Below are 8,751 nucleotides of genomic sequence, written 5' to 3'. Positions count from 1 at the left end.
ATGTGCAGGAGGGACTGGCCAAGAAATTCCCGATCATTCTGACGTCGGGACGTCTGGTCGAATACGAAGGCGGCGGCGAGGAAACCCGTTCGAATCCCTGGCTGGCCGAGCTGCAGCAGGAGAACTTCGTGGAGATCAATCCGCAGGCGGCGTCCGAGCGCGGCATCCGCAACGGCGATTACGTGATCGTGTCCACGCCGACCGGCGCGCGCATCAAGGTAAGGGCGCTGGTCACGCAGCGCGTGGGACCGGATACGGCCTTCATCCCGTTCCACTTCTCCGGCTGGTGGCAGGGCAAAGACATGCTGGAGTGGTATCCGGAGGGCGCGGCGCCGATCGTGCGCGGCGAGGCGGTCAACACCGCCACCACCTACGGTTACGACTCGGTGACCATGATGCAGGAAACTAAAACCACAATCTGCAATATCGAACGCTTCACGGCGTGAGGGGACAGCCATGGCACGAATGAAATTCATCTGCGATACCGAACGCTGTATCGAGTGTAATGCCTGCGCTACCGCGTGCAAGAACGAGCACGAAGTCCCGTGGGGCGTGAACCGCCGCCGTGTCGTAACCATCAACGACGGCATCGTCGGCCAGGAGAAATCCGTCTCCGTGGCCTGCATGCAYTGCTCGGACGCSCCCTGCATGGCGGTCTGCCCSGTGGAYTGCTTCTAYCGCACCGASGAGGGTGTGGTCCTGCACAACAAGGACGCCTGCATCGGCTGCGGCTACTGCTCCTACGCCTGCCCGTTCGGCGCCCCGCAGTTCCCGTCCAACGGCACCTTCGGCCTGCGCGGCAAGATGGACAAATGCACCTTCTGCGCCGGCGGCCCGGAAGAAAACGGCTCGCAGGCCGAGTTCGAAAAATATGGCCGCAACCGCCTGTCCGAAGGCAAGCTGCCAGCCTGTGCCGAGATGTGCTCCACCAAGGCATTGCTGGGCGGTGATGGCGATGTAGTGGCGGATATCTTCCGCACCCGCGTGATCACGCGCGGCAAGGGCAGCGAAGTCTGGGGCTGGGGCACAGCCTATGGCAAAAAGCCGGAAGGAGCGAAATCATGAAAGCTTTCGTGATCCTGGCCGCGCTGGCGCTGAGCGCCTGCGGCGATGTGGACCAGTCCATGACCGGCACCAAGGTAAGCCGCGGCGACGAACCTGCCTACAAAGGTGCGCATGACCAGTACATGGCCAAGGGCTGGGAACCCGGCAAGCAGGACGCCTGGGACAAGCAGATCCGCGAACGCGGCCAGCTGCAGAACGAGTACCCGCGGACCAACCGCTAAGGGGAGGGCGCATCATGCAACGATGGCTTGCAATCCTCGCGCTGGCTGGTGCCTCGCTCGCGATGCCGCATGCACATGCCGACGCGCCGCCGCGCACCGCCGCGCAGCCTGCGGCATCGGCGGCAGCCGGTACGCCGGCCATGCCGGCAACCGTCAGCACCACCGCGCCGGCCAGTGCCAAGGCCACCGAGGCCGCTGATCCGTCCAGGCGCAAGGCCGAGAACGCGACTGGCCCCGGCGCCGAGACGCCCGGCCCGACCGCTCCCGGCGTGGCGCTGAAAGGTCCGGTGCCGGATGCGCGTGCGCCTGGCGCGCCGTATGTGGAATCGGTGGACATCCTGAAACAGAATCAGGCCGAACGCACGCAAACCCAGCCTGGCAATAACGCGCCGACCTGGCGTCTGGTGAAATCCGGCGTAGAGAATTACGCCAGCCTGCCTTACCGCGAGGCGGGCATTCTGATTCAGGCCAAGGCCCAGTATCCCGGCCAGAGCGTGCCAACCACGGCAGGCGAGGCATGGCGCCGCTTCCGCAATGGCCCGATGATGGTCGTCGGCGGCTGGCTGCTGCTGGTGACCATCGCAGCGCTGGCTGGATTCTATTTTACGGTGGGGGAGCTCAAGCTGAAGCGTCCGCGTACCGGCCGCCTGATCGAACGCTTCACTTCCGTTGAACGCATCACGCACTGGACCACGGCAATCTGCTTCGTGATCCTGATGGTGTCGGGGCTGACCATGCTGTTCGGGAAGTTCGTGCTGATGCCGATTATGGGGCATACCCTGTTCGGCTACCTGACCTATCTGCTGAAGACCCTGCACAACTTCGTCGGTCCGCTGTTCACGGTGGCGCTGATTCTGACCTTCATCATCTTCGTCAAGGACAATTTCCCGATTGCGGCGGACTTCAAGTGGATCTTCACGCTGGGCGGCGCCCTAAGCCACGGCCACGCAAGCTCCGGCCGCTTCAATGCTGGCGAAAAGCTCTGGTTCTGGGGCGGCGTCACCGTGCTTGGCCTGACGGTGGCGGCATCCGGCTTCGTGCTGGATCGCATCGTGCCCAATCTCGATTACACGCGCTCACTGATGCAGGATGCCAACCTGATCCACCTGTGCGCGGCGGTGCTGATGTCCRCCTTCGCGCTGGGCCACATTTACATGGGCACCATCGGCATGGAAGGTGCCTACCGCGCCATGCGCGACGGCTATGTGGACGATGAATGGGCGATCGAGCACCACGACATCTGGTACGACCAGATCCAGAAAGGCGAAGTGCCGCGCGTGCGTACGCAGGAAGGCGCAGCGACGGTTGGCACGGCACCCAAGACCGTTTGAGGAGACAGCGATGAACAAAGCACTGAGCGCCGCGCTGGCGCTGGCAGGATTGGTTGCACTGGCTCCGTTCGCGCAGGCCAAGCTGCCAGCGCCAAGTCCGGAAGCGAAAGCCAAGGCCGATGAAACCAAGGCCAAGACTGCGTGGAGCGACAAGGTCGCGGCCTACAAGCTTTGCCTGGTGCAGGACAAGGTCGCCGCCGACTACTTCAAGCACAAGGGCGCAGGCAAGAAGGCGTCCATGCCGACGCCGCCTTGCGCCGACCCGGGGCCGTACGTCGCCCAGGTCGCTGAGGTAGGCGTGGCCGACTCCAAGCCGGTTCCCGAAGCCGGTTCCAAACAGCCACCGCCGCAAAAGAAATGAGCTACCGTCCGCAAATGACGCAGGCCAGCGCCGCATTGACCCGCGAGGTCGAGGTGCTGGATGAAAAAGGGCGCAGCTCGCTGATCTCCATTCCCGCCGAACGGCCGCTGACGGTCTACGTCGACAAGCGCGAACTGGTCACGCTGATGACCCTGGGCGGCGCGCCCGAACTGCTGACGCTGGGCTACCTGCGCAACCAGCGCCTGGTGAGCAGCCTGAAAGAGATCGTCTCCATCACGGTGGACTGGGAAGTCGATGCCGTGGCCGTTAAAACGCGCCATGGCATCGCCGACGTTGAAGCCCGTACCTCCAGGAAGGTGGTGACCACCGGCTGCGGCCAGGGCTCGGTATTCGGCGGCCTGATGGACGAAATCGAAAAGATCCACCTGCCGCAGGACGCGCGCCTGCACCAGGGCACGCTGTACCGCATTGTCGATACCATTCGCACCCAGCAATCGATCTACAAACAGGCCGGCTCGGTGCACGGCTGCGCGCTGTTCAACGCAGCGGGTGATTTGCTGTGGTTCGTGGAAGATGTGGGCCGCCACAATGCGGTCGACGCGATTGCGGGCATGATGTGGCTGGAAGGGATGGAAGGCGGCGACAAGGTGTTCTACACCACGGGCCGCCTGACCTCTGAGATGGTGATCAAAGGCGCGCAGATGGGCATTCCTTTCCTGCTGTCCCGCTCGGGGACGACGCAGATGGGGCATATGGTCGCCGAACAAGTCGGAATGACCCTATTGGCCCGCTGCACGGGCAAGCACTTCCTCTTGTTAACCGGCAAAGAGCGCCTCATTTTCCAGCCAGAGTTATTGGAACTGCGGGCGGACGTGCTGCGCTACGCCTGAAAAAACCCGCCGCAGCGGGTTTCCACGGGGGAGTGGTTGCGGGTTAACCCAGCTTGTCGTTGGATTTGCGGCGTGCGGTGAAGCCCAGCAGGCCAACGCCTACCAGCAGCATCGCATAAGTTGCCGGCTCCGGGACAGGTGCAGCCAGGTTCAGGTTACCGGCATAGGAACCGCCCATATTTGCGATAGCGGTGCTGCCAGTGACGGTGAAGCCATAGTTACCGGTCATCAGTGCGTCCAGAGGATAGAACTCAATACCGGATGAGGTAGAGAAGTTCGTGCCCAGGTTGGAATGGCTGCTGTCAGCATTCACCTGGAAGAACTGGATGTCGGTAATGCCGTAGTTTGCCAAACGAGCGGAGTCGATCCAGGTTTTGCCCACCACCGCAGTACCGCTGGCATAACTGGCGTTGGTGTYGACACTGAACAGATAGGTGTCGACGAAATCGCCAGGCGAAGCATGCAGAGAGCCGAAGACGGCATTGCCTGCAGCATCGAAGGTCAACGTGGTATCTGCGCTGGCAGCAGTGCTGGCGAGCAGCCCGGCAGTGCACAGGAGAGTTCCGGCTACCTTGCTAAATAACGCTTTCTTCATGTTAATACCCCTTGAAAATCGTGTTGTTGTGATACGTAGTAGCGGTTTGTTACATGTCAACAGTCGGGATATTGCAAATTTTTACTTTCTATGGCCTGTAGAAAATATCAATTTTTCCCTTCTGCTAACGCTGCAAATATATCCCACGGTATCAAAAGAATAATTCATTAATGAAGTGTGTATGTTCGCCTGCGGACATATAGAAGAGTCGCGTTAGGGGGACGCCTAAAGCCGGGAAAAGGTCAAGGGGAATATTTTTGCGTGCATGAGCCCGTATAATCCGCAGATGGATATTCACTCCGATGAGCTCAGGACCTTTGTTACCGTGATCGACAGCGGCTCGCTGAGCGCCGCTGCCGTGCATCTTGGACAGACGAGTTCCGGTGTGAGCAGGGCGCTTGGGCGCCTGGAAGAAAAACTGCAAACCTCGCTGCTGACGCGCACCACGCGGCGCATGGAACTCACGGAAGAGGGCCAGCTGTTCCTGGCGAAAGCGCGCGCCATCCTTGAGGCAATGGAAGAGGCGGAGGAAACCATCCGCATGCGCCGCCAGCGTCCGGCCGGGCGCCTTGTGGTGGATGCGGCGTCGCCTTTCATGCTGCACTGTGTGGTGCCGCATGTGGCCGAGTTCCGCAAACTGTTCCCCGAGATCCGGCTGGAACTCACCAGCAATGATCAGATCGCCGACCTGATCGAACACCGCACCGATATTGCCATCCGTATCGGCAGCTTGAGCGATTCCACCTTGCATGCACGGCCGCTCAGTTCCAGCCCCCTGCATGTGCTGGCCAGCCCCGCCTATCTGGCGCAGAACGGCGTGCCGCAAACGCCGGAAGGCCTGGCGCAGCATGCCTTGCTTGGGTTCGCGCAATACGAATTGGGCAACCAATGGCCGCTGCGGCATGACGGCGGCAATACCTGGCCGGTGGCGCCAGTGCTTTCCGCTTCCAGCGGTGAAACCCTGCGCCAGCTGGCGATTGCTGGGCAGGGCATTGTGTGCCTGGCGGACTTTATGACACGCGCCGATATCGCCGCGGGGCGTCTGGTGAGCGTGCTGGAGCCCTTCAATACCGGCTTCCGCCAGCAGATCCACGCCGTCTATTACCGCAATACACAGCTGGCCCAGCGCATCAGCTGCTTCCTCGACTTCCTGCAGCAGAAGCTGTAACAGAAGATGTCCGGCGTAGGCAAGCGCCTACGCAAAGGCGGGATGAACTGAGGGCGTCAATGTTCGACGGCGCACAGTGGCGTCAACGTTCCAAAACTAAGATGGAACCGTGATCGATGCGCGTGCAATTCGAATCAAAACGAAGCACGAACGCTCATCCGAGGCAAGCCGGTCGCCTGAAGTACCGGCACCACAGAATTCAGGCTCAAGACCAACAAAATATTGGAGGCCATCATGACTCAGGCTAATCATCCATCCAAGTACGTTGTGCGCGAATACCTCGAGCGGCGCTCACAAGAAGTCAAACCTCCTCCCACGCCGGAGGAAATCCGTCGCCAGCTAGGATGGGGACTGATGATGTTTGACCAGAAGATGGAAACCGGCAGGTCCTAGCGTCCGTACCCCCCGCATTACCTGTCTCCCGAGAGCCCGCTGCGCCAACAGCGGGCTTTTTTTCGCCGTTCGCTGAAAAGCGCGTCATTCACCGATCCCCCTCCGCCATTCACCGAAAAGCCGTTTCGCCGCCCCTTGAGCGCCGGTACATTAGCGCCATGACATCAACGGGGAGGCAGCAATGAGCAAAGAATCACAACAAATGCGCCGTCAGCTGATCTGGGGCATCCTGATCGTTTGCGTTGGCGTGGTGTTCCTGATGGACCGCACCGACGTCGTCCACGTGGGCCAGTTCTGGCGCTACTGGCCGGCCGTGGTCCTCGCTTTCGGCATCAACAATATGATTCCACCTACTACGGGAAAACTTTTTATGGACGGCGTATGGGAAGTGCTGTTCGCAGTGTGGTTCTTCTGCGCATTCGAGCACGTGTACGGACTGACCTTCGGCAATAGCTGGCCAATCCTCGTCATCATGGCGGGCATCAGTTTGGTCTTGCAGCCGATTGTGATTAAATACTTCGACAACAAGAAGGAGATGTAAATGAGGACCCAACGTCAACGCAGCACCGCTGCACAGATGCTGATTGGCTTTGCCGTGATTTGCATGGGCTTTGTCTTCCTGCTCGATAACCTGGGCTGGATCGACATCGAATACAACCTGCAATTCTGGCCCGTGATCCTGATCGTAGCCGGTCTGCTCAAAATTTCTCAGGCGCGCTCCGAGCGCGGCTCGGTGGTAGGCGGCATCCTGCTGCTGATTGGTACGGTGTTCATGCTGCAGGGCTTTGGCTGGTTCTATATCAGCTGGCGCGTGCTGGCGCCGATGCTGATCATCGCGGCGGGCCTGATGGTGGTGTTCAAATCGACCCGCAAGCCGGCCGTCAATCCGGAAGGACTGGCCGACATCGAAGGCTCGGAGCCGCTGCTGAATGCGACCGCGATTCTGGGCGGTTTCAAGCGCCGCGTGATCAGCAAGGACTTCCGCGGCGGCGAAATCACCGCCATGTTCGGCGGCTGCGACCTGGACCTGCGCGAATCCGACATCGTGAGCGAGGCTGTGATTACCACCTTCGCCCTGTGTGGCGGCATCACCATCAAGGTGCCGATCGACTGGACCGTGGAAATGGAAGGCACGCCTCTGATGGGCGGCTTCGACGAAAAGACCGTGGTGCCGAAAGAGCACACCAAACGACTGATCATCCGCGGCTACGCCATCATGGGCGGCGTGGAAATCCGTAACTGATGCAGGGCGCGCTGACAAGCCGCGGCGCCGCGCTCTACCTGCTGGTCTGGCTGTTGCTGGGGGCAGGGCTGGGCGGTGTCGTCACCGTCATGACGCCCGGTCCCTGGGGCTACGCCATGCTGTTCATGATGCCGGCCACGCTGCTGTTTGCAGTGGGGGCCGGCTTCTCGACTTACTACCTGTGCCGCGCCAACCCGCTCGGTGAACGCACGCCGGCTGCGATTTTGCTGGCGCTGTCCACGGCAGCGGTCGTAGCGGGCTTCCTGTGGGTGGGCATTCTGCAGGCATGGAATGCGCTGCTGGGGGCATTCGGCTGGGGCGTGACGCTGCGTCCGGCGCTGGTGGCCTTGCTGTTCCTGCTGGGCGTGCTGCTGTATGGCTTGCTGGCGGCGGCGAACTACCTGGTGGTGGAATTCACGCGTGCCCGCAACGCCGAGCGCCGCGAGCTGGAACTGAAGCTCATGGCGCGCGATGCGGAGCTGCGCATGCTGCGCACCCAGATCGATCCGCACTTCCTGTTCAACAGCCTGAATTCGATCAGCGCCCTGACCTCGATGGACCCGAAGGGCGCGCGCGAAATGACTCTGCGCTTGTCGGATTTCTTCCGTCAGAGCTTGGGCATGGATGCGCACAAGAAGGTCACGCTGGAGCAGGAAATGGCGCTGAACCGGCATTTTCTCGCCATCGAAAAAGTGCGCTTCGGCGAGCGGCTGGTGCATGAGGAGGCGATCGAGAAAAGCGCGCTGGCCTGTCTGGTGCCGCCGATGATCGTGCAGCCGCTGGTGGAAAACGCCGTCAAGCATGGCATCGGCCAGCTGCCGGAAGGTGGGCTGGTGCTGGTCGCGGCCTGGCGCGCGGGATCGGTGCTGAAGATCACCGTGACCAATGCCATGGACGAAAGCGTGCCGGAGCGGCGCGGTAATGGTATCGGCCTGAAAAATGTCCGCGAGCGCCTGAGCTGCGCTTACGGCCACGAGGCCAGCGTTCACTGGAAAAAAGAAGAGGGCAAGTTCATCGTGGAGATAGCGATGCCTGCCGAGACAAACGAGGATTGAATGCGGATCATCATTGTTGACGACGAAATGCTGGCGCGTGGCGTCATGCGCGAATATCTGTCGGCCCATACTGACGTGGAGATCGTGGCCGAATGCGCCAACGGTTTTGAGGCCGTGAAGGCCATCACCGAACTGGAGCCGGAGCTGGTGTTCCTCGATATCCAGATGCCCAAGCTGGATGGCTTCGAAGTGGCCGAACTGGTGAGCGGCAAGACGCGCTTCATTTTCGCCACAGCGTTCGACCAGTACGCACTGAAGGCCTTCGAGGTGCACGCGCTGGACTACTTGCTGAAGCCTTTCAGCCAGGAGCGGCTGGACCAGGCGCTGGCGCATGCGCGTATCAACCTCGGCGCGGCGGCGGGCGGCCAGCAGGCGGCGGTGGCTGCTGCGGCGCGCGATGTCGCGGCCGCGCGCGCGCGTCCGGCCGAGCGGGTGCTGATCCGCGATGGCGCCCGCGTGCACGTGATC

12 protein-coding genes are annotated in these 8,751 nt (G+C 61.4%); 11 read left to right on the top strand and 1 reads right to left on the bottom strand.

Annotated elements, in window-relative coordinates:
- The 6 genes from AB4Z11_RS14240 to AB4Z11_RS14215 all read left to right on the top strand — a co-directional run.
- A partial coding sequence (locus tag AB4Z11_RS14240) for a molybdopterin dinucleotide binding domain-containing protein (RefSeq protein WP_442025901.1) occupies positions 1-446 on the top strand: 446 nt, incomplete at its 5' end.
- A 10-nt stretch (positions 447-456) separates the two neighbouring features.
- A complete protein-coding gene (gene fdh3B / locus AB4Z11_RS14235) occupies positions 457-1,065 on the top strand; it encodes a formate dehydrogenase FDH3 subunit beta (RefSeq protein ID WP_442025900.1) in 609 nt (202 codons plus the stop codon).
- Positions 1,062-1,286: a hypothetical protein gene (locus AB4Z11_RS14230; RefSeq protein WP_442025899.1), complete on the top strand. Its 225-nt coding sequence runs from the start codon at positions 1,062-1,064 to the stop codon at positions 1,284-1,286. Before fdh3B ends, AB4Z11_RS14230 begins: the two co-directional genes overlap by 4 nt.
- A gap of 14 nt (positions 1,287-1,300) precedes the next feature.
- On the top strand, positions 1,301-2,617 hold the full coding sequence (locus tag AB4Z11_RS14225; protein WP_442025898.1) for a formate dehydrogenase subunit gamma: 1,317 nt from the start codon (positions 1,301-1,303) through the stop codon (positions 2,615-2,617).
- 10 nt (positions 2,618-2,627) lie between these two features.
- Positions 2,628-2,978 carry a hypothetical protein gene (locus AB4Z11_RS14220; RefSeq protein WP_442025897.1) on the top strand — a complete coding sequence of 117 codons (351 nt, stop codon included), beginning with the start codon at positions 2,628-2,630 and terminating at the stop codon, positions 2,976-2,978.
- The gene (locus AB4Z11_RS14215; RefSeq protein ID WP_442025896.1) at positions 2,975-3,829 is read left to right on the top strand and encodes a formate dehydrogenase accessory sulfurtransferase FdhD; all 855 of its coding nucleotides are present in this window, start codon (positions 2,975-2,977) and stop codon (positions 3,827-3,829) included. The genes AB4Z11_RS14220 and AB4Z11_RS14215 overlap by 4 nt, the downstream gene beginning before the upstream one ends.
- Positions 3,830-3,872: 43 nt before the next feature.
- Here AB4Z11_RS14215 and AB4Z11_RS14210 read toward each other — a convergent pair whose 3' ends face one another.
- A complete protein-coding gene (locus AB4Z11_RS14210) occupies positions 3,873-4,424 on the bottom strand; it encodes an FxDxF family PEP-CTERM protein (protein WP_442025895.1) in 552 nt (183 codons plus the stop codon).
- Positions 4,425-4,710: 286 nt separating this feature from the next.
- Between AB4Z11_RS14210 and AB4Z11_RS14205 the strand changes: the two genes are divergently transcribed.
- The 5 genes from AB4Z11_RS14205 to AB4Z11_RS14185 all read left to right on the top strand — a co-directional run.
- Complete coding sequence (locus AB4Z11_RS14205; RefSeq protein ID WP_442025902.1) at positions 4,711-5,592, top strand: LysR substrate-binding domain-containing protein; 882 nt, start codon at positions 4,711-4,713, stop codon at positions 5,590-5,592.
- A gap of 574 nt (positions 5,593-6,166) precedes the next feature.
- Entirely contained in the window at positions 6,167-6,526 is a 360-nt protein-coding gene (locus AB4Z11_RS14200; protein ID WP_442025894.1) for a LiaI-LiaF-like domain-containing protein, read from the top strand.
- On the top strand, positions 6,527-7,228 hold the full coding sequence (locus AB4Z11_RS14195) for a LiaF transmembrane domain-containing protein (protein ID WP_442025893.1): 702 nt from the start codon (positions 6,527-6,529) through the stop codon (positions 7,226-7,228).
- Positions 7,228-8,283 (top strand): sensor histidine kinase, encoded by a 1,056-nt coding sequence (locus AB4Z11_RS14190; protein ID WP_442025892.1) that lies wholly within the window; start codon positions 7,228-7,230, stop codon positions 8,281-8,283. Before AB4Z11_RS14195 ends, AB4Z11_RS14190 begins: the two co-directional genes overlap by 1 nt.
- A partial coding sequence (locus AB4Z11_RS14185) for a LytR/AlgR family response regulator transcription factor (protein ID WP_442025891.1) occupies positions 8,284-8,751 on the top strand: 468 nt, incomplete at its 3' end.

This window comes from Pseudoduganella sp. RAF53_2 (assembly GCF_052113985.1).
GTDB lineage: Bacteria > Pseudomonadota > Gammaproteobacteria > Burkholderiales > Burkholderiaceae_D > Rugamonas.
This window is presented reverse-complemented; position numbering and strand designations above follow the sequence as displayed.